Source organism: Nonomuraea sp. NPDC049129, from assembly GCF_040648495.1.
GTDB lineage: Bacteria > Actinomycetota > Actinomycetes > Streptosporangiales > Streptosporangiaceae > Nonomuraea.
The window spans coordinates 248,195-272,772 of the sequence record NZ_JBEZDU010000013.1 but is presented as its reverse complement, the minus strand read 5'-3'; the positions used below and the strand labels follow the sequence as shown (position 1 = coordinate 272,772).

Genomic DNA, 24,578 nt, shown 5'->3' with positions numbered 1-24,578 from the left:
CACGTATCGTGACCCTCATGCCTGACATCGAGGTCGCAGGGCGTGAAGTCCGCGTCACCAATCCCGACAAGGTGGTGTTCCCCGCCAGCGGGCACACCAAGCTCGACCTGATCCGCTACTACCAGGCGGTCGGTGAGGGCGCGCTGCGCGGCGTCCGCGGGCGGCCGATGGTGCTCAAGCGGTTCGTGCACGGCATCGAGGAGGAGGCGTTCTTCCAGAAGCGCGCGCCCGCCAAGCGGCCCGACTGGATCCAGGTGGCCGAGCTCCGCTACCGCTCCGGGCGCAGCGCCGAGGAGGTCGTCGCGACGGAGACGGCCCACATCGTGTGGGCGGTCAACCTGGGGTGCGTCGACCTCAACCCGCACCCGGTGCTGGCCGCCGACCTGGCCCACCCCGACGAGCTGCGCATCGACCTCGATCCGGTGCCGGGCGTGCGCTGGGGCGACGTGCTGCGCACGGCGCAGGTCTCCCGCGAGGTGCTGGCCGACCACGGACTGACCGCCTGGCCGAAGACGTCGGGATCACGAGGTTTTCATGTGTACGCCCGCATCGAGCCGCGCTGGACCTTCGCCGAGGTGCGCCGGGCGGCCGAGGCGGTGGCCCGGGAGGTCGAGCGGCGCGCCCCCGAGGTGGCCACCAGCCGGTGGTGGAAGGAGCAGCGGCACGGCGTGTTCGTCGACTACAACCAGAACGCCTATGACCGTACGGTCGCCTCCGCCTACTCGGTCAGACCGGTCGCCGACGCCCGCGTCTCCACGCCGCTGACCTGGGACGAGGTGCCGGGCTGCCGGCCGGGCGACCACACGATCGACACGGTCCCCAAGAGGTTCGCCGAGCTGGGCGACCCGTGGGCGGACATGGACCTGCACGCGGGCGGCCTGGAGTCGTTGCTGGAGCTGGCCGAGTCGCAGGGGCCCGCCCCCGAGCGCGAGGATCTTCCCGTCGTCGAGATCGCCAGGGCGCAGCACAAGGACGAGGCGCTGGCGGGGTTCGAGCGGTGGAAGGCCAGGCACACCGAGGTGGCCGGCCACCTCCAGCCCGCCGATGTGCTCGTCGATGGCATGCGTGGGCGCAGCAGCGTGTGGTACCGCATCCGGGTCAACCTCCAGCACGTCCCTGAGGCCCAGCGACCCGCCCAGGAGCCGCTGGAGGTCGACTACGACCCCTGGACCATTTAAGGCGGGTCAGGCGCGGGTCGGGCGCTCGTAGCCGTCGTCTCCGCCGTAGACGTGCGCGTTCGGGTCGAGGTCCGGCTGGGTGGCCGGGCTGGTCGGCGAGGCGGTGTGCTCGACGGCGAAGTCGTCCGACGGCTCGGGCGGTGCGGGGAAGAGGTGGTCGTGCCAGGTGATCCGCCCCAGTGGCGTGGCGTCCGTGGTGTGCCAGCCGGCCCGCTGGGCGGCCCACCTGCCGCCTGGATAGCGCACCGGCAGTAGCAGACGGCGCAGCCTCTTGGCCTGCAGCCAGAGTCTGACCACCGCGTCCATGCCGATCACCTCGGGCCCGCCATATTCGATCACGCCCCGCTCGGGACCGGCGGCGACCAAATCGGTCAGATACCCGGCGACCTCGGAGCGGTCCACCGGCTGCCAGGGGAGCGTGCGGTCCACCGGGATCGCGGGGTAGGAGGCGGTCAGCTCCCGGAGCAGCTGGTCGAGGTGCTGGTGGAAGGTGGTGGAGCGGAGGATCGTCCAGCCGATCCCGCTCTCCCTGATCAGCCGCTCGGCTTCGAGCTTGTCCTCGAGATACCCGGTCGCGGCCTGGTCGGCGCCGACGATCGAGGTGAACACCAGGTGAGGCACCCCGGCCTCCCTGGCCGCGTCGAGCAGCACCGCGGTGCCCGCGACGTCGACAGAGCCGGCCCGGTGCCCCTTGCGGGCGAAGGTGGCGAGATGGATGATCGCGTCGACGTCCCGCACGGCGCTGTAGACGCCTTTGCCCCCAGTCAGGTCACCCCATACCCATTCGACGTCCCGGCCCGAGTGCGCCTGGCGGCTCAACGCTCGCACCGTGTGACCCGTCCTGAGGAGTGTGGGCACCACGGCCTTGCCCAGCGTGCCGGTTGCCCCCGTGACCAGAATGTGCATTCCCCGCCCCTACCCGCAGCCTGGGAATTCTCCCGAAATGACACCGAAATTCAGCGCATGCTTGGTCAAAGGGTCTGCCTACCCCGGTCGGGGGTAGGGCCGGGGTCATGGCACGTATAGCAGCGGAATCCCTGGTAGAGCGGCTCGCCGAGTGGGGCGTCGACACCGTCTTCGGCATGCCGGGCGACGGCATCAACGGCATCATGGAGGGCCTGCGACGCCATTGCGACAAGGTGCGCTTCGTCCTGGTTCACCACGAGGAGGCCGCCGCCTTCATGGCCACGGGCTACGCCAAGGCGACGGGAAAGATCGGCGTCTGCCTGGCCACCTCGGGCCCCGGCGGCATCCACCTGCTCAACGGGCTCTATGACGCCAAGCTCGACCACGCTCCCGTGCTGGCCATCACCGGGATGCAGGAGAGCTCCGTGCTGGGCACCGCCTACCAGCAGGAGGTGCAGCTGGATCGGCTGTACGCGGACGTGGCCGAGTACAACATGATGATCACCAATCCGGCCCAGCTGCCGGCGCTGGTGGACGTGGCGATCCGCACCGCGTACGCGCGGCGCGGGGTCGCCCACCTCACGTTGCCCAACGACCTGCAGGTGGCCGACGCGGACGCCGACCCCTGGCAGCACGTGGCGCCCGCCAGGACCCCGCAGACGGCGCCCGTCTACTTGGCGCCCGCCGGGATCCCCCGCCAGGAGGACATCCAGCTGGCGGCCGAGGTGCTCAACACGGCCGAACGGCCCGCCATCCTGGTCGGGGCGGGCGCGCTGCACGCCAGGGACGAGGTGCTGGCGGTCGCCGAGACGCTCGGCGCGCCAGTGGTCAAGACGCTGCCCGGCAAGGCGGTGGTCCCCGACGAATCGCCGTACACGACGGGCGGGATCGGGCTGCTCGGCACCCGCCCCAGCGAGGACCTGATGGAGGAGGCCGACGTCCTGCTCATGGTGGGCACCAACTTCCCCTACTCCAAGTTCCTGCCGGAGCCGGGAGGGACGCGGGTCGTGCAGCTGGAGGCCGACCCCGCCAGGGCCGGGGCGCGGATCGCCACCGACGTGCCGGTGGTGTGCGACGCCAAGGAGGGACTGCGTGCCCTCCTGCCGCTGCTCTCCGCCCGCGACGGGAACTCCCATCTGGCGAAATATCAGAAGAAAATGGTCAAGTGGCGTGCGGACATGGACGCGCAGGAGAACGCCGACCGCGACCCCATCGCGCCCCAGTACGTGGTGTCGGTCCTCGACGACCTGGCCGCCGACGACGCCATCATGACCTGCGACAGCGGCACGATCGCCACCTGGGCCGCCCGGCACTGGACGATCCGCGGCGGGCGCGCGTTCTACCTGTCGGGCAACCTGGCCTCGATGGCGCCCGGCCTGCCGTACGCGAACGCCATGCAGCACGCCTACCCGGGCCGGCAGGTGATCGCGTACGTCGGCGACGGCGGGTTCGCCATGCTCATGGCCGAATTCCTCACCGCCGCCCAGCAGCGTCTGCCGGTCAAGGTCGTCATCAACAACAACCGCTCACTCGGCCAGATCCTGTGGGAGCAGATGGTCCTGGGCTACCCCGAGCACGGCGTGCGCTTCCCCGAGCCGGCGGGCGACTTCGCCGGCTGGGCCCGGGGTTGCGGCGGGTTCGGGGCCAAGGTCACCAAGGCGGGCGACCTCGTGTCCGCGGTCCAGGAGGCGCTGGCCTACGACGGGCCCGCGCTGGTGGACGTGGAGGTGAACCCGAACGAGCCGCCGCTGCCCGCCAAGGTCTCCTACGACCAGGCCAAGAGCTTCGCCCAGGCGTTCATCAAGGGCCAGCCGCACCGGGCCGCCATCGCCACCACCCTGTTCAAGGACCGGATTCAGCGGCTCGGCGACTAGCCAGGCGCCCGGTGATCAGCCGCCTGCGCCGCGCGGGCAGCGGCTCGCCGACTAGTCGGCGGCTCGGCGCTTGGCCAGGTGCTCCTCGATCCGCTCGGTGCCCCACCAGCCGGTCGCCAGCACGATCCGGTAGCGGCGGGCGATCGTCTGGCCGCGCGCCAGCTCGAACTCCTGGTGGAAGGCCCATGAGGGGTTGACGGCGGCGAACGGGCCACTGCGCACGAACCAGTGCGACTCCGGCCCCGGCTCCGGTACGAAGATCAGCGTGGACGACCGGTCCACCTCGTCGTGCCGCCCCTGGAAGGCCAGCCAGCGGGCCCGCTGCCCCATCATCTCCTCGCCGCCCATCCCGTCGGGGCCGAGCACCTCGCCGCCGGTGAACGAGCGCGGGCCGCGCCAGAACAGGCCGCTGTATCCGGCGAGCGGGCGGCCGTGCGTGGTGGGGCTGCCGAAACGCAGCGGCTCCTCGCGCAGGCCGGTGAGGGTCGTGTGCCAGACCAGCTCCCAGGAGCCGTTCGCCGGGTCGACCGCCTCGACGGTGAGCTCGCGCCGCTCCTCCACCCAGGGCTCGCCGCGCGAGCTGCGCCAGGTCAGCTGCCCCGACAGGCCGTCTTCGCGTACGTCGAGGGTGTCGTGGCGCATCGTGCCGTTGTTGTCCAGGTCGATGTAGCGCTTCTCCTCGCGGACGAAGGTGCCGCCGCCCCAGAAGTTCTGGCCGGACACGTGCGAGGCGGTCAGCTGCAGGCCCTTGTGCCAGCGGTGGTCGTGCGGCCGGTAGGAGGTCACCACGTCACCGGCCAGCGTACGCATCGGGTGGATGTACGGCTTGGGCGCCTCGAACGGCTGCGGGTCGGGCTCGTGGACGTAGCGCATCAGCTCCACGCCGTGCGCCTCGAAGACGATCGCGCTCATGAGGGGCTCCATCCGGGGGTGTCGCCGTGCAGGCTGCGGTAGAAGGGATCGCCGGGGCCCACCTCGCCCGCGTGTACCGTACCGCCGGTCAGCGCCGCCTTGTACATGGCGGTGATCAGCTCCAGCGACCGGCGTCCGTCCCGCCCGCTGGCCCGCGGCCGCCGGCCCGCGCGCAGGTCCGTCACCAGGGCCCGTAGCTGCTTCAGGTGGGAGGTGGGCTCGTCCTCGGCGGGCGGCCACTCGATCGGGCCGGCGTGCTCGGCCGGGGTGCAGGTCCAGTCGTCGTTGGTGTAGCCGTACAGGTGGGTCAGCTCCAGCGTGGCGTCGGCGAGGTCGATGCGTATGTGGCTGACCTGCCGCGGCGACAGCACGCTGTTGACCACCGTGGCCAGCGCGCCGGACTCGAAGCGGACCAGCGCGGTCGTGACGTCGTCGGTCTCGACGTCACGCGCCAGCCTGGCCGCCATGGCGCGTACCTCGCTCCACTCGCCGAGCAGCTCCAGCAGCAGGTCGAGCTGGTGGATGCCGTGGCCCATCGCCGGGCCGCCGCCCTCGGTCTCCCAGCGCCCGCGCCACGGCACCGCGTAGTAGGCGTCGTCGCGGTACCAGGTGGTCTGGCAGTGCGCGACGTACGGGGTGCCGAGCGCGCCCTTCTCGATCAGCCGCCGCAGGTGCTGCGCGCCGGAGCCGAACCGCTGCTGGAACACGATCGCCGCGTACGGCCCGCCCTCCTGCTCGGCCGCGACCATGGCGTCGTACTCGGCCAGCGACAGGCACGGCGGCTTCTCGCACCACACCCACGCGCCCGCGCGCAGCGCGGCGGCCACCTGGGCGGCGTGCAGGGAGGGCGGGCTGCAGACGTCGACCAGGTCGGGGCGTACCTCGGCGAGCATGCCTTCGAGGTCGTCCGAGGCGTACGGCACGCCGAACCGGTCGGCGAACGCCTGGGCCAGCTCGGCGGTCGCGTCCACGACGGCGACCACCTCGATGTCGTCAGACAACTCCTGGAAGGCGGGCATGTGCGCGAAGCTCGCGATCGCGCCGCCGCCGACGATGGCGACGCGCAGGGGGGACGGCACGGGCGACCTCCTTTGGAGACCTTTGGAAAGCGCTTACCGGAGCACGTTATGGCCCACGGGCAGTTCTGGGCAAGGGCTACGGCGTGGCGGCGCACGCTCTGGCGATACCGTTCGCGGCGGTCAGCAGGGGCTCGACCAGCCGGGGGAGCTCGCGGGCGCGCCTGGAGGACAGCACGATGCCGAGCGCGGCGATGGCCCGGCCGTCGACGAGGACCGGGGCCGCGGCCGAGCAGGAGCCGAGTGTCATCTCCTCGTACGTCAGCGCGTACCCCTGGGCGCGTACGGTGGCCAGCTCGCGTGCCAGCCGCCCCGGCTCGGTGATCGTGTGCGGGGTCGGCCGTTCGAGTACGCGGTCCAGGTACGACCGGACGAACCACTCGGGCTCGTAGGCGAGCAGGGCCTTGCCGACGCCCGTCGGATGCATGGGCAGCCGCCCGCCCGTCCTGGACACGATCGGCACGGCCCGCCGCCCGGCCACCTTGTCCACGTACAGGACCTCCAGCCCGTCTCGGACGGCCAGGTGCACGTTCTCGCCGGTGCTCGCGAACAGCTCCTGCAGCCACGGATGGGCCAGGTCCTGGAGCTTGGCGGGGGCGAGCTGGCCGAGCTCCCACAGCCGCAGCCCGATGCGGAGCCGGCCGTCGGGCGCGCGGCTCAGCGCCTGCCACTCCTCCAGCTCGCCGACCAGCCGGTGCACCGTGCTCAGTGGCACGCCGCTGCGCCTGGCCAGGTCGGTCAGCGTGAGCTGCGGGTGCCCGGAGTCGAACGCGCCCAGGATGGCGAGCACCTTGGAGGTCACCGTGCGCCCCTGGGATCCCCCTGACATACCGCAAATCCTGCACAATTCTTCCGCTCAGTGGAAGAGGCAGCTCGAACAATCGACCGCCGAAGCAGGATGCTTCCCTCATGCGCACTCAGGTAGGGATCATCGGGGCGGGCCCCGCCGGTCTGTTGCTGTCCCACCTGCTCCACCTGCGCGGCATCTCCTCCGTGGTGCTGGAGAAGCGCGGTCGCGCGTACGTGGAGCGCCGTGTGCGCGCCGGCGTGCTGGAGCAGGGGACGGTGGACACGCTGGTCGGGGCGGGCGTCGGCGCGCGGCTGCTGCGCGAGGGCCTGCCGCACCGGGGCATCGAGCTCAGGTACGGCGGGCAGGGCCACCGCATCGCCTTCGAGAAGCTGGTGCCCGGCCGGTCCATCACCGTGTACGGCCAGCAGGAGGTGGTCAAGGACCTGATCGCCGCCAGGCTGGAGGCGGGCGGCGACGTGCGGTTCGAGATCGAGGACGTGGCCGTGCATTCGCTGGAGGCCGAGCCGTACCTGACGTTCGGCGGCGAACGGCTCGACTGCGACGTGATCGCCGGTTGCGACGGCTTCCACGGCGTGTCCAGGCCGTCCATCCCGCCGGGCGTTCTGCGGCTGTTCGAGCGGGACTATCCCTTCTCCTGGCTCGGCATCCTGGCCCGGGTGGCGCCCTCGTCCGATGAGCTCATCTACGCCAGGACCGAGCGCGGCTTCGCCTTGCACAGCATGCGCTCGCCCACGGTCAGCCGCTTCTACCTGCAGGTTCCGCCCGACGCCACCGTGGCGGAATGGCCGGACGATCGGATCTGGGCCGAGCTGAAGGCGCGGCTGGAGACCGTACCCGGCTTCGTCCTGGACACCGGCGAGATCTTCGACAAGGGCGTCACGCCGATGCGGGCCTTCGTCGCCGAGCCCATGCAGTACGGCCGCCTCTACCTCGCCGGCGACGCCGCCCACATCGTGCCGCCCACCGGCGCGAAGGGGCTGAACCTCGCTGTGGCCGACGTACGCGTCCTGACCGAGGCGCTGGACCGGTTCTTCTCCACCGGCTCGGCCGACCTGCTCGACGCCTACTCCGAGTCCTGCCTGAAGCGGGTCTGGCGGGCCCAGCACTTCTCCTGGTGGATGACGACCCTGCTGCACACGTTCGACTCCGACGACGACTACGGGCGGCGGCTGCAGCTGTCCTACCTGGACTACGTGACCTCCTCCGAGGCGGCCGCCACGACGCTGGCGGAGAACTACGTGGGGCTTCCATGATCAACTTTGAAGGGCGGCCATGACCCATCCTCCTTACCTGAGCCCCGGCTACCGCAGCACGATCCTGCGCGCGCCCGCGCGGCCACCGGTGGCGTTCAGGAGCGATCCCGACGCGATCGAGCTGACCGGCCCGGTCTTCGGCCACGACGAGGTCGGCGCGCTCGACTCCGACCTGACCAGACAGCACGCCGGGGAGCCGCTCGGCGAGCGCATCTCCGTCACGGGCCGCATCCTGGACTCCGCCGGAAAACCGGTCCGCGGCACGCTGGTGGAGCTCTGGCAGGCCAACGCCGCCGGCCGCTACGCCCACGAACGCGACCAGCACCCCGCCCCCCTCGACCCGAACTTCACCGGCGCCGGCCGCTGCCTCACCGACGAGGACGGCCGCTACCGGTTCGTCACGATCAAGCCCGGCGCCTACCCCTGGCGCAACCACCACAACGCGTGGCGGCCGGCGCACCTGCACTTCTCCGTGTTCGGGCGGGCCTTCACCGAGCGGCTCGTCACGCAGATGTACTTCCCGGGCGATCCGCTGATGCCCTTCGACCCGATCCTCCAGTCGATCCCCGACGAACCGGCCAGGCAGCGGCTCGTCTCGGCCTTCTCCATGGACCTGACGGAGCCCGAATGGTCGCTGGGCTACTCCTTCGACATCGTGCTGGGCCGAACCCCGATGGAGTCGTCATGAACCTCACGCCCTCCCAGGAGGGAGCCTTCATGAAGCTCACGCCCTCGCAGACCGTGGGGCCGTTCTTCAGCCATGCGCTGCCGTACCCACACGACTGGGAGCTGGTGCCTCCCGGACACGCGGGCGCGATCATGCTGACCGGCCGCGTCCTGGACGGCGCCGGTGAGCCGGTGCCGGACGCGCTGCTGGAACTCTGGCTGGGCCGCACCGGCGACCGCGGCGCGCTGCTGCGGGGCGATGGGGAAGTGTCCGGCTTCGGGCGTTGCGCTACGGATCCGGATGGTTCGTTTCGCTTCCGTACGGCGCGGCCTGAGGGGGCGTACCTGTCGTTGCAGGTGTTCGCGCGGGGGTTGCTGCGGTCGTTGCTGACCCGCGTCTACCTGGAGGATCTGCCTGATCCGCTGCTGGACGGCTTGGAGCCGGAACGGCGGGGGACACTGATCGCGACGGGGTCGGGGGACCGGTACCGGTTCGACGTGCGGCTCCAGGGGGATGGGGAGACGGTGTTCCTTGACTTCTGACGGGACTGCCGGCGGGGCTGCTGCGGACAGCGGGCTGCTGGCGCCGGTGCGGGCGGGCACCCGGGTGGAGGCGGTGACGTCGGACGCGGCCTGGCTGCGCGCCATGCTGGACGCCGAGGCGGCGCTGGCCCGTGCGCAGGGGCGCGCCGGGCTGATCCCCGGTGCGGCGGCCGCCCTGATCAACCGGGTGGCCTCGGGGTTCACGGCGGACCTACCGGACCTCGCCCAGCGAGCCAGACAGGCCGCCAACCCCGTCGTCCCCTTGGTCGCCGACCTGCGCAAAGCCGTCACCGCCGCCGAAACCAGCACCTCCTCCGAAGCCCCCGCCTCCTCCGGGAGCGTCGGGGCGGCGGTGTTCGTCCACCGGGGAGCCACCAGCCAGGACATCTGTGACACGGCCGCGATGCTGGTCGCCGCGCGTGCCATCAGCCTGATCGTGGCGGATCTGGACGCGGCCATGGACGTGCTCGCCGGGCTGGCGGAGCGGCATCGCGACACGCTGATGGCGGCTCGCACGCTGGGTCAGCAGGCGGTCCCGACGACGTTCGGGCTCAAGGCGGCGGGCTGGCTGACCGGCCTCCTGCATGCCCGCGACCGACTGAGCGCGCTACGCCTGCCCGCCCAGCTCGGCGGCGCGGCGGGCACTCTAGCCGCCCTCGTCGAAGGCGCCCGCACCGAACCAGGCCGCACCGCTGGTGCCGAGGCCGGTGGTGGAGCCGCTGCCGAACCCGGTGGTGGCGAGAGTGCGCAGGTGCGGGTGCTTCGGTTGGTCGAGCTCTATGCCGAGGAGCTCGGGCTGGTCGCTCCGCTCGCGCCGTGGCATGCCGAGCGGTCCGTGGTCGGCGAGTTGGGCGCGGCCCTGGCCGGTACGGCGGGCGCGCTGGGCAAGGTGGCGACCGACGTGATCCTCCTGGCCCAGACCGAGGTCGGCGAGGTGGCCGAGTCGTCCCGGGGCAACTCCTCGGCCATGCCGCAGAAGCGCAACCCGGCCCTGTCGGTGCTGATCCGGTCGGCGGCGCTCCAGGTGCCCGCGTACGCCCAACTGCTGGGACAGGCGGGGGAGCACGAGCGGGCCGCGGGCGCCTGGCAGGCGGAGTGGTCGCCGCTGCGCGAATGCCTCCGCCTGACCGGCGGCGCCGCGGAGACGGCCGCCGAGCTGGTCGCCGGGCTCCAGGTGTTCCCGGACAGGATGCGGGACAACGCCTGTCTGACCGGCGGGCGCATCGTGTCGGAACGGCTCGCGGTCCGCCTCGGCCGCGACGCGCTCGACGAGGCGCTGAGCCGTCCGGGCCCGCTGGAGGGACCCGAGGAACTGCTCGACCCCGAGGGCTACCTGGGCGCCGCGCCGGAACTCGTCGATCGCCTCCTGGCCGACTACCGCGAGCGTCGCGTCCCCTCCGACTACCGCAAGCGCAGCGTCCCGGGCGAACACCGCGAGCGCCGCGTCCCGGACGACTACCGGAAGTGATCGTGAGCATGAAGCTGCATCACCGCGTCGACGGGCCCGCCGGAGCGCCGTTGCTGGTTCTCGGGCCGTCGCTCGGCACCACGCTCGACATCTGGCACCCGCAGCTGAGCGCGCTCACCCAGTCGTGGCGAGTGCTCCGGTACGACCTGCCGGGCCATGGCGGCTCGGCCCCCGCCACCTCCGGCCTGACGATCGACGACCTGGCGCGGGCCGTACTGGACCTGGTGGACGAGACGGAGGACGCGCAGGACGGAGAGTTCGCGGTCGGCGGCATCTCCCTCGGCGGCGCGATCGCCACCGCGATCGCGGCCGGTCGGCAGCAGGCCGGTCGGCGGGGGCGGGTACGGAGTCTGGTGCTGTGCTGTACGTCGGCGCGGTTCGGGGAGCCGGGCCCGTGGCTGGAGCGGGCGGCGCTGGTACGTGCCTCCGGCGTGACCCAGCTCGCCCCGGTGCTGGCGGCCCGCTGGTTCACCGCCGGCTACGACGGCCGTTGGGTGACGGACATGCTGGAACGCGTGGACGCCGAGTCGTACGCGGCCTGCTGCACCGCCATCGCATCCTGCGACCTGACCGGACGCCTGGCCGCCATCACCGCCCCCACGCTGATTGTCGCGGGGGCCGACGACCCGGCCACGCCCTTGGACCAGGCTCTCACGCTGGCTCAAGGCATCCCCGGGGCGCTCTTGCGCGTGGTGCCCGGCGCGGCTCACCTGGCGAGTGTGGAGCGGGCCGACACCGTCACATCCGCGATCGTCGGCCACCTTGGCGGCGACTCCGGTCACGCGGCCGGGATGCGTACCAGGCGTGAGGTGCTCGGCGACGCCCACGTGGACCGGGCCGTCGCCGCCACCACCGGCTTCACCCGCGACTTCCAGCACCTCATCACCCGCTACGCCTGGGACGAGATCTGGAACCGGCCCGGCCTCGACCGCCGTACCCGCAGCTGTGTCACCCTGACCGCGCTGGTCGCCCGCGGCCACCTGGACGAGCTGGCCATGCACGTGCGCGCGGCCCTGCGCAACGGCCTGACCCCCGACGAGATCGGCGAGGTGCTCCTGCAGACGGCGATCTACTGCGGGGTCCCGGCCGCCAACGCCGCCTTCGCCGTCGCCCAGCGAGTCCTGGCGGAAGCCCAGGCAGAAGTCCAGGCAGAAGAAGACTGATCCCACGCTCGATGTCCCGGCTGCAACGGATTTGCAACGTCGGTTGGCAGCATCTTGAGCGGATTGTTCGGCTCAAGGAAGGGACCGATCTCATGCCCAAATTGACCCCGGAGCAGGCCGACCGGATCGTGGCCGGCTGGCGGAGCGGCACGCAGCTCGTCGAAGGATGGGACAACCCGGCGGGCCCGCTGTTCGCCAGCGGTGAGTACGCGGAAGCGGACATCACCCTCGAATCCATCCTCGCCGCGTCGGGCTGCAACCCGCCTCCCCCTCCGCTCACCGAGGGCGGCTGCGGCACCGCCTGCAGCGCCTCCGCCGGGCGCTTGTGCTGCTGACCTGACATGGGGGAATACACCGTAAGCGACACCGTGCTGGACCGCCTGCTCGAACCTTCACTGGAGCGACTGGCGGCCCGGCTCGGGTCCGTCGCGGGCCTGGCGGAAACGGAGCGCCGGGCCGTACTCACGGGCGCCGCCACGGCGCTGCTGAACACCGTGCGCATGAGGACCAACCGGGTGCTGCTCCTGGAGCTGAACGCGGCCAGGATCACCGGCAGGCTCACGGGCGCCGACCCGGAGGCCAGGTGGCGGGATTGGGAGTCCCAGGCGGCGAACCCGGAGTTCTGGGAGTCGCTGGGCGGCCACTACCCGACCCTGCTCCCACGCCTGCGACGGCTGATCGGCCACAGGTGCGCGGCGGCGATGAGCCTGGCCTGCCGCTTCGCCGCCGACCGCCCGCTGCTCACGACCCTGCTCCGGCCGCTCGAGGGGGGCGAGCCGGGGCAGGCCAAGGGGGGCGATCCGGGGGAGCTGGTGAGCGTCGAGTTCGGTGCGGGCGACAGCCATCGCGGCGGGCAGAGCGTGGCGATCCTGACCTGTGCCGCGGGCAAGGTCGTCTACAAGCCGCGATCCGTCGCCGTGGACCTGGCCGCGGCGCGGCTGCTGAGCCGGTTGCTGGCCGACGAGCCCGCCGACACCCGGATCAGGGTCCCCGACGTGGTGAGCGGCGACGGCTACGGCTGGGCTGAGCACGTCGCCCATCGGTACTGCGCCGACGACGAGGAAATGCGCTGTTTCTACCGCAACCTCGGGCACTGGCTGGCCGTGATGCGGCTGATCGGCGGCACCGACCTGCACGCCGAGAACCTGATCGCCGCAGGACCGATCCCGACCGTCGTGGACTGCGAGACGCTGTTCACGCCCCAGCCGCCGACGCGCGTCTCCGGCTACGGGCTCGCGGCGGACCGGGCGGGGGCGCTGATCGGCGGTTCGGTGCTGGGCACCGGGCTGCTGCCGGGCCGGGGGCTGGCGCTCGGCTGGCGCGGCGTCGACATGTCCGCCATCGGCTCACTGCCCGGCCAGCAGCCGGTCACGGAGCTGCCGGTCATTCTCGGCGTCGGCACCGACGAGGCGCGGATCGGCCTCGCGCCCGTACGCGTCCCGCTCTCGCTCAACCACCCGAGCCCGGAGCCCGTGCTGAGCAAGCACTGGGACCTGGTGGTCGACGGGTTCACCCGGCTGACCGGGCGGCTCAGGAAGCTCGACGAGGGCGGCGAGCTGGCGGGGTGGCTCGGGGAGTTCGCCGACCTGCCGATCCGGGTCGTACTCAGGTCCACCGAGAGCTACGCCGAGCTGCAGCGGATGCTCTGGCACCCGCACTCGCTGCACGACGAGCCCGCCGCCCGGCGGCGCGCGGCGGACCTGCTGGCCAGGCAGGCGGCCAACGCGCCCGGCCGGCCGGACGACCCCGAGGTGATCGAGGCGGAGGTCGAGGAGCTGCTGGACGGCGACGTGCCGTTCTTCGCCACCACGCCACGCCGTGGCCGGCTCACCGGGCCGCGCGGCACCCAGTGGGGTCCCGCCCAGGACCTGATCGCCGGGACGCTGGACCGGTGGCGGTCGGCCGACCTCGCTCTGGAGCACCAGGTGATCCAGTCCGCCCTGGTCAGCGCGTACCTGAACGAGGGCGGCGTACCCGACCAACGGCGCCTGCTCCCAGCCGTACTGAACACCGACGACCTGGACCGCAGGCGGCGGGCGCTGGCGGCCGACATCATGCGATCGCTGTCCGACGCCGCCGTACGCGCCGAGGACGGCACCGTCACCTGGATCGCGCCGGTGCTCAACCCGACCGGATGGGCGGTGCTGCCGCTCGGCCTCGACATGTACGGCGGCGCGGCCGGCATCGCCGTGCTGCTGGCGGGCTACCTGCGTGAGATGGAGGCGGGACGGGCCGACCCGGTTCCGGACGTCGGGCAACTGCTGGCCGACGTGCTGCGTACCGTGCGGATGGCGGAGGAGCAGTGGGCCAAGGACCGGGCCGAGATCAAGACGCGCCGGCCCGCGCCCGCCGGCGGCTACCTCGGGCTCGCCTCACGGATCTGGGGCTGGCTGCTGCTGGTACGCCTCGGCGTGATCGAGCCGGCCGAGGCGTTCTCGCGGTCGGCCGACCTCGTCCGCGAGCTGCCCGCCGCGCTGGACTCCGACCCGTCGCTCGACCTGGTGCGCGGCATGGCGGGCGCGGTGGTGCCCCTGCTGCGGCTCCACGAGAGCGCGGGCAACGCCGACGCGGGGGACCTGGCCAGGACGATCGGCCGCAAACTGGTGTCGGCGGCACAGGTACGCGGCGACACCGCGTGCTGGACGATCGACGGCTTCCCCGACGGCATCGGCGGCCTGGCGCACGGGGCGACCGGCATCGGCTGGGCGCTGTCCCGGCTGGCGGCGGCCACCGGCGACACCGACTGCGCGAGCGTCGCCGAGGCCGCCTTCGCCTACGAGGAGACCCTGTACGTCCCCGAGACCGGCAGCTGGCGCGACCTGCGCGGCCCGGACCAGATCGGGGCGGCGTGGTGCCACGGGTCCGTCGGGATCGCGGTCGTGGCGGCCGACCAGCTCATGGAGGGCCGCGGCGACCCGGAACGGCTGCGTGACCTGCTGCGGCGCGCGGCGCAGTCCAGCCAGGCCGACGGCATCGGCTGGAACCACACCCTGTGCCACGGCGACTTCGGGGCCTGGGAGGTGCTGGACCTCGCCGTCACCGCGGGGCTCGGCGCGGGCGGACTGGACCGGCCCCGGCTGGAGGCCCACCTGCTCGGCAGTGTCGAGGAGCATGGGCCGGTCAGTGGGTTCGCCAGGGACGCGTTCGTTCCGGGGCTGATGCCGGGGCTCGGCGGAGTCGCGTACCAGTTGCTCCGTATGCATCCCGAATGCCCACTGCCCTCGGTGCTCCTGCCCGACCCCGGCCCGGTCTCCAGCACAGTGAAGCCGTCTTGAGCGCGTCCGCCGATGCCCATGAAGATGCCCATGAAATGGTGTCGCCTTACTGGCAACTCGACGACGCGGGCGACATGGGGTTCTGGCGGATGTGCCGCCGGCTGCCGGCCACCAGCCGGGCGGTGCTCGCGATCGTGGCGCGGGCGGCCCCCCGGCAGGCCGTCACGGTCGTCCTGCTCCAGGTCGTGTCGGGAGCCGCCACGGCCTTCGGCCTGCTGGCCACCACGGGGGCGCTGGAACGGCTGCTCGCCACCGGCCCCACCGTGGAGGTGGTGGCGGCCGCGCTGCCCCTGATCCTCCTCGTCGGCGGGGCGTACCTGCTGCGGGGGGCGGTCGAGACGGCCATCGCGGCCGCGTACGCCCGGCTGACGCCCGCGGTGCGCCGGATGGCGGAGGGGGAGCTGTTCGCGGCGGGGCTCCGCGTCGAGCTGGCCGCCTACGACGACGCCGGCTTCTACGACCGGATGCAGCGGGCCCGGGATCGGGGCCTGTTCCACCTCGCGCGGGCCGTGGACAACCTGGTCGACCTCGTCGGCGCGGCGCTGGCGTTCGCCGCCGCGTTCACCGGGCTGGCCGTCCTGCACGCCGCGCTGCTTCCGGTGCTGGCGCTGGGCGTACTTCCGTCGGCCTGGACGGTGCAGCGCTCGGCCCGGCTGGCGTACGCGCACATGACCCGTACGGTCACCCTGAACCGCCGGGTCCAGATGATCACCGAGCTGGGCACGCAGCGCGACCCCGCGCCGGAGATCCGCGCCTGCCAGGCCGAGGAGTTCCTGCTGCGGGAGTACGCCGAGGTCGCCGACCCGCTGCGCGACCAGGAGGTACGGGTGAAGGCGGGCCAGGTACGCGTCGGCACCGTCGGCCGGGCGCTCACCGGGCTCATGTCCGCCATCACGTTCACCGTGCTCGGCCTGCTGCTGCAGGCGGGCTGGATCCCGCTGGCGGTGGCCGGCGGCGCGGTGATCGCCGTGCGGACCGCGAACGCCGCGCTCAGCCGGCTGGTCCACTCGGCGCACCAGCTGCTGGAGCAGGGCATGTACGTGGCGGACTACCAGGAGTTCGTCGACGACGCCGCCTCCAGGAGCCGAGCGGCGGCCACCCGCACCCGTCTGGCGCCGGTCGCGCCGGAGGTGATCACGCTGAGCGGCGTCGAGTTCGGCTACCCGGGCGGGACCCGCGAGGCGCTGCGCGGCATCGACCTCACCGTCCGTACCGGTCAGACCATCGCCCTCGTCGGCGAGAACGGCTCCGGCAAGACCACGCTCGCCAAGATCATCGCGGGCCTGTACGAGCCCACGAACGGGCAGGTGAGCTGGGACGGCGTGGACATCCGCGAGATGGACCCGCACAGCGTCGGCGACCGGATCATGATGGTGCTCCAGGACCCGATCCGATGGCCGCACACCGCCCGCGCCAACGTCCGAGCCGGCCGCCACGGCCGCGACGACCCCGGCGACCTGGCGCTGCGCGCCGCCGCCGAGCTGGCGGGCGCCGACACCGTCGTGGCCGACCTGCCCAACGGCTGGCAGACGCTGCTCTCGAAGTACTTCCGCGGCGGACAGGAACTGTCGGGCGGTCAGTGGCAGCGGCTGGCCGTCGCCCGCGGCGTCTTCCGCGACGCGCCCGTACTGATCTGGGACGAGCCGACGGCGCCGCTGGACGCCAAGGCCGAGTTCGCCGTGTACGAGTCGCTGCGCCGCCTCGCCACCGGCCGGATCGTCATCCTGATCACGCACCGGCTGGCCAGCGTACGCAACTCCGACCGGATCTACCTCCTGCACGAGGGCGCGCTGGCGGAGCAGGGCACGCACGACGAGCTGATCGCCCGATCCGGTCGATACGCGGAGCTGTACGAGCTGCAGGCCCGCATGTACGCCGACGAACTCCCCCTCAGCGGAGTTCGGGGCGGTGGCTCCGGCCGTTGAGCACCGGCCTGTTGTCGCGGTGGCCGAGCAGATCGGCGGCACGGCGGCGGTAGACCAGCTGGGTCGGGACGGGCGTGGCGGCGTACAGGGACTCCCGCGTCACCTCGTTGGCGAACTCGTACCCGCTGCCCGTCACCACGAGCAATCCCACCCTCAGCGCGCGCTCACACAGCTCGGCGGCCACCTGCGGCGGCAGGCCGAGCAGTTCCCCGGCCAGCGCGGGCTCGAAGGTCCCCCGGAACACCGAGGCGGCCCGCAGCAGGCGCTCCACCAGCGAGCCGGTCCGGTGAACCCGCGCGAGCACCGCCGCGCTCAGCCCCGCCGGCACCCCGTGCTCACCCGCCGCCAGGCCGCGCAGCAGCTCGACGACGTACAGCGGGTGACCGCGTGTCCGGCGGAAGACGTCGTCCGCCCACCTGCCCTGACCGCTCCTTGCGGCCAGCCGCGCGACCGACCGCGCGGGCAGCGGCCCCAGCTCCAGCCGGACGGCTGCATGCCCGAGCGCCTCCAGCGCCGCCGTGTTCTCCGCCGAGCGTGCCGTCACGACCACCAGCAGGCGCGCGCCGGAGACCCGGCGGGCCAGGTAGTGCACGAGCTCGACGGTCTCCTTGCCGGCCAGGTGAAGGTCCTCCAGCACCAGCAGGACCGGCTTCCTGGCCCCCAGTGCCCGCAGAAACGCGGCCACCGCCTCATAGGTGGACCTGCGCCCGGCGACTTGCCCAGCCGAGCCGTAGCGCCCCTGCCGCAGCGCCGCCTCCGGGATCAGCTCGGCCAGCGCCTGCGCCGCATCACCCACCATGTCGCGGAGCACGGACTCCGTGAGACGGGTGACCGGCGGCGTCAACGCGTCGGCGAACGGCTGGAGGAAGAGCGAACGCTCGATCTCCTGGCACTGCGCCTCCAGGGTGATCCCGCCGGTGGCCCGCGCGATCCGTACCGTCTCCGCGGCCAGCCGGGACTTGCCGATGCCCGCCTCACCCACGATCAGCAGCACCCCGGTCCGCCCCGTCGCGGCCGCCGCCCAGGCCCGGGAGATCATGGTCATCTCTTCCTCCCGCCCGGGTAACGCGGAATCCCTCTCCGCGGTCGGGGGGCCGGCAGGTTGCTCGCGCAGGATCGCCAAGTGCACCGCCCGTGTCTCTGCCGCCGGGTCCGTGCCCAGCTCGGCCGCCAGGACGTCGCGCAGCCGCTCGTAGGCCAGCAACGCCCGCGCGGGCTCGCCCGCCTCGGCGTGCGCCCGCATCAGCAGGCGGTGCGCCGCCTCGTCGAACGGATCCGCGGCCACCGCCGACTCCGCCGCCCGCCGTGCCCGCTCCGGCTCGGCGTTCCGGAGCGCCCCTGTCGCAGCCGCGTGCAGTGCCCGCCTGAGCAGCCCGGCCGCCTCGCCCCGCGCCGCCGCCGCCCAAGGGGCGTCGCAGTCGCCCTTCAGGATGACCCCGTCGTCGAGCAGTTCGATCGCCCGCGTCGCCGCGGCGACGGCCGCGGCCGCCTCGTTCACCGCCAGCCGGCCCTCCGCCTCCGCGGTCAGCGCGGCGGCCTCGTCGAGGTCCACGCTCACCGCCGGTGGCCGGCCCAGCCGGTAGCCCCGCCTGCCGCCTGTCACGGCCTCTGGGCCGAGAGTCCTGCGCAGCCTGCTCACCAACGTGGCGACGTTCTCCGCCGGCCGTTTCGGCGGGCAGTCGTGCCACAGCACATCTACGACGCGGTCGGTGGGCAGCGTGTGGCCGCGCTCGACCGCGAGCAGCTTCAAGAGTGTCCCGGCTCGCCCGCCGACCGTTTCGCGCAGGCCGTCCCTCTCGACCCCGAAGGAGCCCACCAGCCGGATCAGCACCTTGCTCTCGCGGCCGTCTGTCCCATCGATCCCTGTCTCATCGATCATGGTGCTCCCGATGCCCTCTGCGTGCCTCTGACCTTGAGGCGTGACATCGAGGGACAGGAATGTTCCACTCGCCCTGGGGAGGCGGGCTTGCCGCCGGTCCGGCACTTGGGCCGGGTTTGCTCAGGCAGCGGCCTTCAGGCTCGTGAAGCCGATGATCTCGCGCTCGCCCACCTTGATCGACACGTTGGTGTCACGGGCGACGTACCATTGGGCGCCCTGTACGGCGGCGACGGGCGGGAGACCGGAGATGAGGAGGATCACGGTGGTCAGGCGCGAGCTCTCCCACCCGAGCACCGCGCGGTCCAGGGTCTCGTCGGACGGGATGACCAGCGCCGCCCACGCGAGCCCGGCGGCCACCGCGGACCAACTGAATCTCTGTGCCTTCTTCAGGTTGGCATCGGTGGTCTTGCTCCAGCTCGCCAGCTCGGACTTGGCCCTGCCCAGATCCTCCTCCGTACCGGCGTAGCCATTCACCAGGTGCCGCTTCCAGCCGTCCGGGCTCGCTTCCCGGAAAGGGGCGGTCTCCTTCGGCCACCTCCGGGACATTGAGTCACCTTGGGCGCTCAGGTTGGCGAGCCTCGACTCCAGACGCCCGATCCTGGCGACGCGGCCCCGGCCCTCCGCCGCGGCGCTCGGATGCGAACACCCGATCACTCAGGTCCTCCGCCATCTTGATGCCGGCGTCGAACTCCATCCGTAACGAGTCCCAGATGTCGTTGTACCGGTGCCGCGCCGGCCACTCCCCGACCGCGCCGAGGGCGAGCGGCGGCAGGGTGGGCTGGACGCGTACGTGGACGGGGCTTCGACTTCAACGGGCAGGATCAGTCCGCCGCGACAATTAACGCGATCTCCGCCGTTTCCGCAGGTGATCCTGCCGGCAGTGGGCTCGATCGTGCATGCCCGGTGGAGGCGGCTCCCCGGCGAGCGGTCAGAGAGCCAGCGGCACGGGGTGAATCTCGTCGGCGGGGTGGCCCGACCGCTGGTGAATGCGTTGCACGGCCTCCGCGCTCGGTGCGTCGGACAGGCAGTAGATGACGCCCTCCTCAGGGTCCGCCCAGGTCTGCATGAAGGACACGCCCTCTTCGCTCTGGATCGCGAGGTCGGCCTCGTGCGCTTCACGGAGTTGCTCGTCAGTGATGCCCACCATGTCGTGGTGGACATCCATAAACCTTGTCATGACATTCCTCCTGTCGACATTTGGCGCAGGTCCCTCTCAGACTAGATCCGACATAAGTCATCAATCACCCCAACATTCCTCAAATGGCATGTCCAGGAACACCCGCCTCCCGCCTTGCCCGGCATATGATCATTCAACGGCCTTATGATCATTTCGACTGTTCCCGATCTCGCGAGGAGTCCACCGTGACCGAAAAGTCGGACTTATGGGCAAATGGCATTGACACCACCCGGCCCAGCATCGCCAGGGCCTATGACGTCGTGCTCAACGGCAAGGACAACTTCGAGGTCGATCGCGCGTTCGTCGCCGAGATCGTGAAAGTCGTCCCAGAGATCTACGATGTGGCGACGTACAACAGGGAGATCCTCGGCCGGGGCGTGCGCTTTCTCGTCGAGCGCGGCATCACGCAATTCATCGATCTCGGCTCCGGTTTGCCGACGGTGGAGAACACGCATCACGTCGCGCAGCGGGCCAACCCGGACGCGCACGTGGTCTATGTCGACAACGACCCGATGGTGCTGGCCCACGGACGGGCGATCCTGGCCGAGAACGACCGGACCGGGGTGGTCACGTCCGACCTGCGTGAGCCGAAGTCGATCCTGGCCGACGAGACGGTCCAGCGGCTCATCGACCTGGACCAGCCGGTAGGCGTGATGCTGGTCGGCATCCTGCACCACCTGCACGACGGCGAGGCCCCGAAGGGCATCGTCGAGGAGTACATGGCGGCGGTCCCGTCCGGCAGCTACCTCTTCATCACCCATTTCTGCTCCGCCACCCAGGACGCGCGTGACGCGGAGAAGAAGTTCCTCGCGCTGCTCGGCACCGGCCGCTTCCGGACTCCCGAGGAGATCACCTCGTTCTTCGACGGGTACGAGCTGGTCGAGCCCGGCGTCGTCCCGCTGCCCCTGTGGCGTCCCGAGGACACCGTCCCCGAGGAGCTCAGTGTCGGCCAGCGCCTCATGTACGGCGGCATCGCCAGGAAGCCCTGACCCGCTCGCACCGGTGGGTCGGGGGTCTCGCTCCCGCTGTCCCCACTCTCCGCCCCCGGCGCCTCGCCGATCGTGAGCGGCACGCCGACGCGGGGCCGACACGTCGGCGTGGCGGCCATGGTAGGCTGGTCTCAGTTGCAGTTCTGGTACCCAAATGAACTTTGTGTGCGCCTGACGGGACGTAGCCCTCAGGCGCATTTTGTTTGCCGGTCATTTCCGGATGGGTCATTTCGGCGACGTGGGGCCCGTGACCTGCGGGTTCTGTCTATTTCGCCTATCCTAAAGGAGATCGACATGGCGACTGGCACCGTGAAGTGGTTCAACTCTGAAAAGGGCTTCGGCTTCATCGAGCAGGACGGCGGCGGCGCTGACGTCTTCGCCCACTACTCCAACATCGCTGCCCAGGGCTTCCGCGAGCTGCAGGAAGGCCAGAAGGTCAGCTTCGACATCACGCAGGGCCAGAAGGGCCCGCAGGCCGAGAACATCGTTCCCGCCTGACGCTAGTCACGCACGACGAGCCGGGGTTCGCACCTGAAGAGGTGCGGGCCCCGGCTCGTCGCATTGAGGGCATGTGTCGCGAGCCCGGCCGCTCCTGGCGAGGGTTAATGTCGGTGAAACCGCACGTCGCGTGGTTGCGAAACAGCGGACTGCCATCCTGCCCGCATGAGCGATGCGAAAGACGTAGATCGGGCGCACACTCCTGAGCAGGCCGCCGCCTCGTGGAAGCGTGAGGTCGTAGAACTGGCGGTGCTCTTCGTCGCGGTCGGTCTGGCCCACCTGTTCGCCACTCTTATGGGGCACTCCGCCCCAGGCCCCGCGGTGCTGATCACCCTCGGTGCGGGGCTCATCATGTTCACCTTCGTCCACAAACGCCTGGCCCACCGACGACCCGGCCGCAAACGCCTGGGCCGCGAAGGCCACAAACGATGGGGAACCGAGCGCCAAGCCGCTGAGGTGATCGATATCGAGGGAGGCCGGCCGATGAAGTTGTGGCGCATCCGCACGCGGGTGGTCGACCGGCCGGGCCGTCTGGCGGAGTTGGCCACGGCGTTCGCCAGGCTGGACTGCAACGTGCTGGCCCTGCACATCGCCGCGACCGGCAGCAGCGCGATCTCTCCGTCCGGCTGCGACGCCCTGGACGAGTTCGTCGTCGAGGCGCCTACGCAGCTGAGCGAGGAGGACCTGCGGTCGGCGGTCGAGAAGGCCGGCGGGCTCGACATCGTCATCGTCCGCGCCTACGTCAAAGACCTGGTCGACCCCGGGGTCCAGGCCCTCGTCCTGGCCCATGCCGTCAGCGACGACCCGGAGCAGCTGCCCCATGCGATGGCGGAGCTGCTGCGCGCCCCGGACGTCCAGTGGCGACGCCCCGGAGACACCCTCGCCGACAGCGGCGAGTCCGGCACCACTCTGGTGATTTCCGTCCATCCCGAACGGGCGCTCCTGGTCAGCCGCCCCGCTCTGCCGTTCACCCCGACAGAGGCGGCCAGGGCCGCCGCACTGGCCGCCAGCGTGAGACAGCGGCGCTACTCCGACTGAACGCCGCCCGCTCAGCCAAGGCTGCCTCGTGTACGCGTCACCGCCGTTCGCAGGCGGCGGGCCGCACCTGGATCGCGCGGATCCTTTCGACATCGAGCTTCATGGAGCGATCAAAGGTATAGATGCCGTTCTGCTCCTGGAACACATCGGTGAGCTGTGTATAGCAATAGCCGAACATGTCCGGATTATCGAGCAATGTGCTGACAAGGCCGCCGAACCGTACGTAGAACTCTTCCTCCCCGGCCGGACGAACCCCATACCCCCACGACCGGTCAAGCGCATCGCCACCCTCGTCGGTGCCCGCGACCCACCAGATGCCGCCGAACTCACTGACGAAGTACGGCTGCCCCCGATAGGCAGCGGACATCGGGCCATCCGGGCTCGTGTTCATGAACGGCCGCCCGGAGGCGAGGCCGGCGTGGTTCGCGGCGAAGACCGCCGGATCCTGCTCATAGTCGTGCGAGTCCACCACATCGGTCTCCGCGACGCGGTGCGCGTAACCCGACACGTCCAGGACGGGGCGCGTCGGGTCGGCGAGCTTCGTGGCCAGCCACATCGCCCGTGTCACGTCGTCGAGCTGGGTGATCCGGTCCGTCAGGATCTGCGAGGTCTCGTTCAGCGGGCACCAGCCGACGATCGACGGATGGCTCAGGTCGCGGCGCACGGCTTCGAGCCACTGCGTCACCATCGAGGCCGTCGGCCGCTGGTTGTCCCCGGCCGGTCCGGAAGCGTCGACACCCCAGTCGCCGAACTCTCCCCAGACCAGATAGCCCAGCCGATCCGCATGGTAGAGGTATCGCTCCTCGAACACCTTCTGGTGCAGCCGGGCCCCGTTGAAACCCGCCGCGATGCCCAGCTCGATGTCGTGGGCGAGCGCGCGGTCGCTCGGGGCCGTCATCAGTGACTGCGGCCAATATCCCTGGTCGAGTACGAGCCGCTGGAACACCGGCGGGCCGTTCAGCAGTAACCGGTTCCCGTCGATCGAGACCGAGCGCAGCCCCGCGTACGACCTGACCTCGTCGACCACGACCCTGGCCGCGTCGAGAATCTGGACACTCAGCCCGTACAGGTGCGGATCCGACGGAGACCACGTCCTGACCGAGCCTTCCGGCAGCCGCAGGGTGAGCCTGGGGGAGAGGTCGAGATCGGCGCGCACCTCCGCCTCGGCCAGGACGGCGCCGGCCGGACCGTTCGTGTCGTGATCGTAGGTCTCGGTGAGCCGGAGCCGGACACGATGGCCGGGCCGGTTGGCCGGCAGCAGGACGGTGACGTCGAAGCCGGCCGACGCCAGCTGGGGCACGACCCGCACTTCGCGGGCGTGTACACCGCCGACCGGCTCCAGCCACACCGTCTGCCAGATCCCCGTCGTCCTGGTGTAGAGGCAGCCCGCGTTGGCGTACTCCCTCGACTGCTTGCCGCGTGCCTGCAGGCTATGGCGGCTGTCGCGGGCCCGGACCACGATCACGGCGTCCTCGCCGGGCGCGGCCACGCCGGTGAGATCGGCCGTGAACGGGGTGAAACCACCTCGATGCCGCACGACCTCGTGCCCGTTGACCCAGACGGTCGCGTCATGGTCGACGGCGCCGAAGTGCAGTAGCACGGTGCGACCGGCCCATGCCTCGGGAACGCGGACCGTCCGTCGATACCAGACCGACTCCATGAAGTCGACGTTCGCGACGCCGGACAGCTCGCTCTCCGGAGCGAAGGGGACGGTGATCCGGCCCGACAGCTCGCGTTCGACCAGTCCGCGTTCGAGGCCGGAGTCGCCGGCGTCGATCTCGAACTGCCACTCGCCGTTCAGGTTCAGCCAGTCCGTACGCATCAGGGCGGGCCGAGGGTACTCCGGGCGGGGAATGGGCGAGTGCATCGGCGATCCGGGCCTTTCTGAAGATCGGTTTTCGCCCAGCTCCTACCGCACATTCGGCTAGCCCGCAACCCGTTGACCCT

Annotated in this window: 21 protein-coding genes; 13 read left to right on the top strand and 8 right to left on the bottom strand. The window is 71.4% G+C overall.

Going from position 1 to position 24,578, the window contains the following annotated elements; translation table 11 throughout:
* Positions 1-17 precede the first annotated feature (17 nt).
* Positions 18-1,178, top strand: coding sequence for a non-homologous end-joining DNA ligase (gene ligD, locus AB0B64_RS35875; protein WP_357951253.1), 1,161 nt, complete (start codon positions 18-20; stop codon positions 1,176-1,178).
* Between the two features lie 6 nt (positions 1,179-1,184).
* Here the strand turns inward: ligD and AB0B64_RS35870 are convergent, their stop codons facing one another.
* The gene (locus tag AB0B64_RS35870) at positions 1,185-2,084 is read right to left on the bottom strand and encodes an NAD(P)H-binding protein (protein WP_357951255.1); all 900 of its coding nucleotides are present in this window, start codon (positions 2,082-2,084) and stop codon (positions 1,185-1,187) included.
* 107 nt (positions 2,085-2,191) lie between these two features.
* Here AB0B64_RS35870 and AB0B64_RS35865 point away from each other — a divergent pair, with 107 nt between their 5' ends.
* Positions 2,192-3,958 carry a thiamine pyrophosphate-binding protein gene (locus AB0B64_RS35865; protein WP_358182996.1) on the top strand — a complete coding sequence of 589 codons (1,767 nt, stop codon included), beginning with the start codon at positions 2,192-2,194 and terminating at the stop codon, positions 3,956-3,958.
* A gap of 51 nt (positions 3,959-4,009) precedes the next feature.
* Here AB0B64_RS35865 and AB0B64_RS35860 read toward each other — a convergent pair whose 3' ends face one another.
* The 3 genes from AB0B64_RS35860 to AB0B64_RS35850 form a co-directional block, all read right to left on the bottom strand.
* A complete protein-coding gene (locus tag AB0B64_RS35860; RefSeq protein ID WP_357951259.1) occupies positions 4,010-4,870 on the bottom strand; it encodes a PmoA family protein in 861 nt (286 codons plus the stop codon).
* Positions 4,867-5,949 carry a Gfo/Idh/MocA family oxidoreductase gene (locus tag AB0B64_RS35855; protein ID WP_358182992.1) on the bottom strand — a complete coding sequence of 361 codons (1,083 nt, stop codon included), beginning with the start codon at positions 5,947-5,949 and terminating at the stop codon, positions 4,867-4,869. Before AB0B64_RS35855 ends, AB0B64_RS35860 begins: the two co-directional genes overlap by 4 nt.
* Positions 5,950-6,025: 76 nt before the next feature.
* On the bottom strand, positions 6,026-6,775 hold the full coding sequence (locus tag AB0B64_RS35850) for an IclR family transcriptional regulator (RefSeq protein WP_357951262.1): 750 nt from the start codon (positions 6,773-6,775) through the stop codon (positions 6,026-6,028).
* Positions 6,776-6,855: 80 nt separating this feature from the next.
* On the opposite strand from AB0B64_RS35850, the gene AB0B64_RS35845 reads away from it, so the two are divergent.
* The 8 genes from AB0B64_RS35845 to AB0B64_RS35810 all read left to right on the top strand — a co-directional run bounded on the left by AB0B64_RS35845 (position 6,856) and on the right by AB0B64_RS35810 (position 17,050).
* A complete protein-coding gene (locus AB0B64_RS35845) occupies positions 6,856-8,010 on the top strand; it encodes a 4-hydroxybenzoate 3-monooxygenase (RefSeq protein ID WP_358182989.1) in 1,155 nt (384 codons plus the stop codon).
* Between the two features lie 19 nt (positions 8,011-8,029).
* Positions 8,030-8,698, top strand: a complete 669-nt coding sequence (gene pcaH / locus AB0B64_RS35840; protein WP_357951265.1) for a protocatechuate 3,4-dioxygenase subunit beta — start codon at positions 8,030-8,032, stop codon at positions 8,696-8,698.
* A complete protein-coding gene (locus AB0B64_RS35835) occupies positions 8,695-9,219 on the top strand; it encodes a protocatechuate 3,4-dioxygenase subunit alpha (protein ID WP_357951266.1) in 525 nt (174 codons plus the stop codon). Before pcaH ends, AB0B64_RS35835 begins: the two co-directional genes overlap by 4 nt.
* The gene (locus tag AB0B64_RS35830) at positions 9,209-10,687 is read left to right on the top strand and encodes a lyase family protein (protein WP_358182986.1); all 1,479 of its coding nucleotides are present in this window, start codon (positions 9,209-9,211) and stop codon (positions 10,685-10,687) included. Before AB0B64_RS35835 ends, AB0B64_RS35830 begins: the two co-directional genes overlap by 11 nt.
* An 8-nt stretch (positions 10,688-10,695) precedes the next feature.
* Complete coding sequence (pcaC, locus tag AB0B64_RS35825; RefSeq protein ID WP_358183064.1) at positions 10,696-11,850, top strand: 4-carboxymuconolactone decarboxylase; 1,155 nt, start codon at positions 10,696-10,698, stop codon at positions 11,848-11,850.
* Positions 11,851-11,942: 92 nt separating this feature from the next.
* Positions 11,943-12,185, top strand: coding sequence for a DUF6229 family protein (locus AB0B64_RS35820; RefSeq protein ID WP_357951270.1), 243 nt, complete (start codon positions 11,943-11,945; stop codon positions 12,183-12,185).
* Positions 12,186-12,191: 6 nt separating this feature from the next.
* Complete coding sequence (locus tag AB0B64_RS35815; protein WP_358182982.1) at positions 12,192-15,125, top strand: type 2 lanthipeptide synthetase LanM family protein; 2,934 nt, start codon at positions 12,192-12,194, stop codon at positions 15,123-15,125.
* Between the two features lie 35 nt (positions 15,126-15,160).
* Entirely contained in the window at positions 15,161-17,050 is a 1,890-nt protein-coding gene (locus tag AB0B64_RS35810; RefSeq protein WP_358182979.1) for an ABC transporter ATP-binding protein, read from the top strand.
* Here the strand turns inward: AB0B64_RS35810 and AB0B64_RS35805 are convergent.
* The 3 genes from AB0B64_RS35805 to AB0B64_RS35795 form a co-directional block, all read right to left on the bottom strand.
* The gene (locus AB0B64_RS35805) at positions 17,016-18,929 is read right to left on the bottom strand and encodes an AAA family ATPase (RefSeq protein WP_358182976.1); all 1,914 of its coding nucleotides are present in this window, start codon (positions 18,927-18,929) and stop codon (positions 17,016-17,018) included. The genes AB0B64_RS35810 and AB0B64_RS35805 overlap by 35 nt on opposite strands.
* A 120-nt stretch (positions 18,930-19,049) precedes the next feature.
* Positions 19,050-19,475 carry a hypothetical protein gene (locus tag AB0B64_RS35800; protein ID WP_358182973.1) on the bottom strand — a complete coding sequence of 142 codons (426 nt, stop codon included), beginning with the start codon at positions 19,473-19,475 and terminating at the stop codon, positions 19,050-19,052.
* A 382-nt stretch (positions 19,476-19,857) separates the two neighbouring features.
* Complete coding sequence (locus tag AB0B64_RS35795) at positions 19,858-20,106, bottom strand: SCO4226 family nickel-binding protein (protein ID WP_357951277.1); 249 nt, start codon at positions 20,104-20,106, stop codon at positions 19,858-19,860.
* A 185-nt stretch (positions 20,107-20,291) separates the two neighbouring features.
* Here AB0B64_RS35795 and AB0B64_RS35790 point away from each other — a divergent pair, with 185 nt between their 5' ends.
* From AB0B64_RS35790 to AB0B64_RS35780, 3 genes are all read left to right on the top strand, one after another.
* Entirely contained in the window at positions 20,292-21,095 is an 804-nt protein-coding gene (locus AB0B64_RS35790) for an SAM-dependent methyltransferase (protein ID WP_357951279.1), read from the top strand.
* Positions 21,096-21,389: 294 nt separating this feature from the next.
* The gene (locus tag AB0B64_RS35785) at positions 21,390-21,593 is read left to right on the top strand and encodes a cold-shock protein (protein WP_086663560.1); all 204 of its coding nucleotides are present in this window, start codon (positions 21,390-21,392) and stop codon (positions 21,591-21,593) included.
* A 165-nt stretch (positions 21,594-21,758) separates the two neighbouring features.
* Positions 21,759-22,631 (top strand): ACT domain-containing protein, encoded by an 873-nt coding sequence (locus AB0B64_RS35780; protein WP_357951281.1) that lies wholly within the window; start codon positions 21,759-21,761, stop codon positions 22,629-22,631.
* Positions 22,632-22,668: 37 nt separating this feature from the next.
* Here AB0B64_RS35780 and AB0B64_RS35775 read toward each other — a convergent pair whose 3' ends face one another.
* Positions 22,669-24,498: a sugar-binding domain-containing protein gene (locus AB0B64_RS35775; protein ID WP_358182969.1), complete on the bottom strand. Its 1,830-nt coding sequence runs from the start codon at positions 24,496-24,498 to the stop codon at positions 22,669-22,671.
* Between the last annotated feature and the right edge of the window lie 80 nt (positions 24,499-24,578).

Coding starts and splice junctions, on each gene's coding strand:
- AB0B64_RS35835 (WP_357951266.1), top strand. CDS start 8,695: ATGAACCTCACGCCCTCCCAGGAGGGAGCCTTCATGAAGCTCACGCCC.
- AB0B64_RS35870 (WP_357951255.1), bottom strand. CDS start 2,084: ATGCACATTCTGGTCACGGGGGCAACCGGCACGCTGGGCAAGGCCGTG.
- AB0B64_RS35795 (WP_357951277.1), bottom strand. CDS start 20,106: ATGACAAGGTTTATGGATGTCCACCACGACATGGTGGGCATCACTGAC.
- AB0B64_RS35800 (WP_358182973.1), bottom strand. CDS start 19,475: ATGTCCCGGAGGTGGCCGAAGGAGACCGCCCCTTTCCGGGAAGCGAGC.
- AB0B64_RS35845 (WP_358182989.1), top strand. CDS start 6,856: ATGCGCACTCAGGTAGGGATCATCGGGGCGGGCCCCGCCGGTCTGTTG.
- AB0B64_RS35805 (WP_358182976.1), bottom strand. CDS start 18,929: ATGATCGATGAGACAGGGATCGATGGGACAGACGGCCGCGAGAGCAAG.
- AB0B64_RS35820 (WP_357951270.1), top strand. CDS start 11,943: ATGCCCAAATTGACCCCGGAGCAGGCCGACCGGATCGTGGCCGGCTGG.
- AB0B64_RS35775 (WP_358182969.1), bottom strand. CDS start 24,498: ATGCACTCGCCCATTCCCCGCCCGGAGTACCCTCGGCCCGCCCTGATG.
- AB0B64_RS35850 (WP_357951262.1), bottom strand. CDS start 6,775: ATGTCAGGGGGATCCCAGGGGCGCACGGTGACCTCCAAGGTGCTCGCC.
- pcaH (WP_357951265.1), top strand. CDS start 8,030: ATGACCCATCCTCCTTACCTGAGCCCCGGCTACCGCAGCACGATCCTG.
- AB0B64_RS35810 (WP_358182979.1), top strand. CDS start 15,161: ATGGTGTCGCCTTACTGGCAACTCGACGACGCGGGCGACATGGGGTTC.
- AB0B64_RS35785 (WP_086663560.1), top strand. CDS start 21,390: ATGGCGACTGGCACCGTGAAGTGGTTCAACTCTGAAAAGGGCTTCGGC.
- ligD (WP_357951253.1), top strand. CDS start 18: ATGCCTGACATCGAGGTCGCAGGGCGTGAAGTCCGCGTCACCAATCCC.
- AB0B64_RS35860 (WP_357951259.1), bottom strand. CDS start 4,870: ATGAGCGCGATCGTCTTCGAGGCGCACGGCGTGGAGCTGATGCGCTAC.
- AB0B64_RS35865 (WP_358182996.1), top strand. CDS start 2,192: ATGGCACGTATAGCAGCGGAATCCCTGGTAGAGCGGCTCGCCGAGTGG.
- pcaC (WP_358183064.1), top strand. CDS start 10,696: ATGAAGCTGCATCACCGCGTCGACGGGCCCGCCGGAGCGCCGTTGCTG.
- AB0B64_RS35780 (WP_357951281.1), top strand. CDS start 21,759: ATGAGCGATGCGAAAGACGTAGATCGGGCGCACACTCCTGAGCAGGCC.
- AB0B64_RS35815 (WP_358182982.1), top strand. CDS start 12,192: ATGGGGGAATACACCGTAAGCGACACCGTGCTGGACCGCCTGCTCGAA.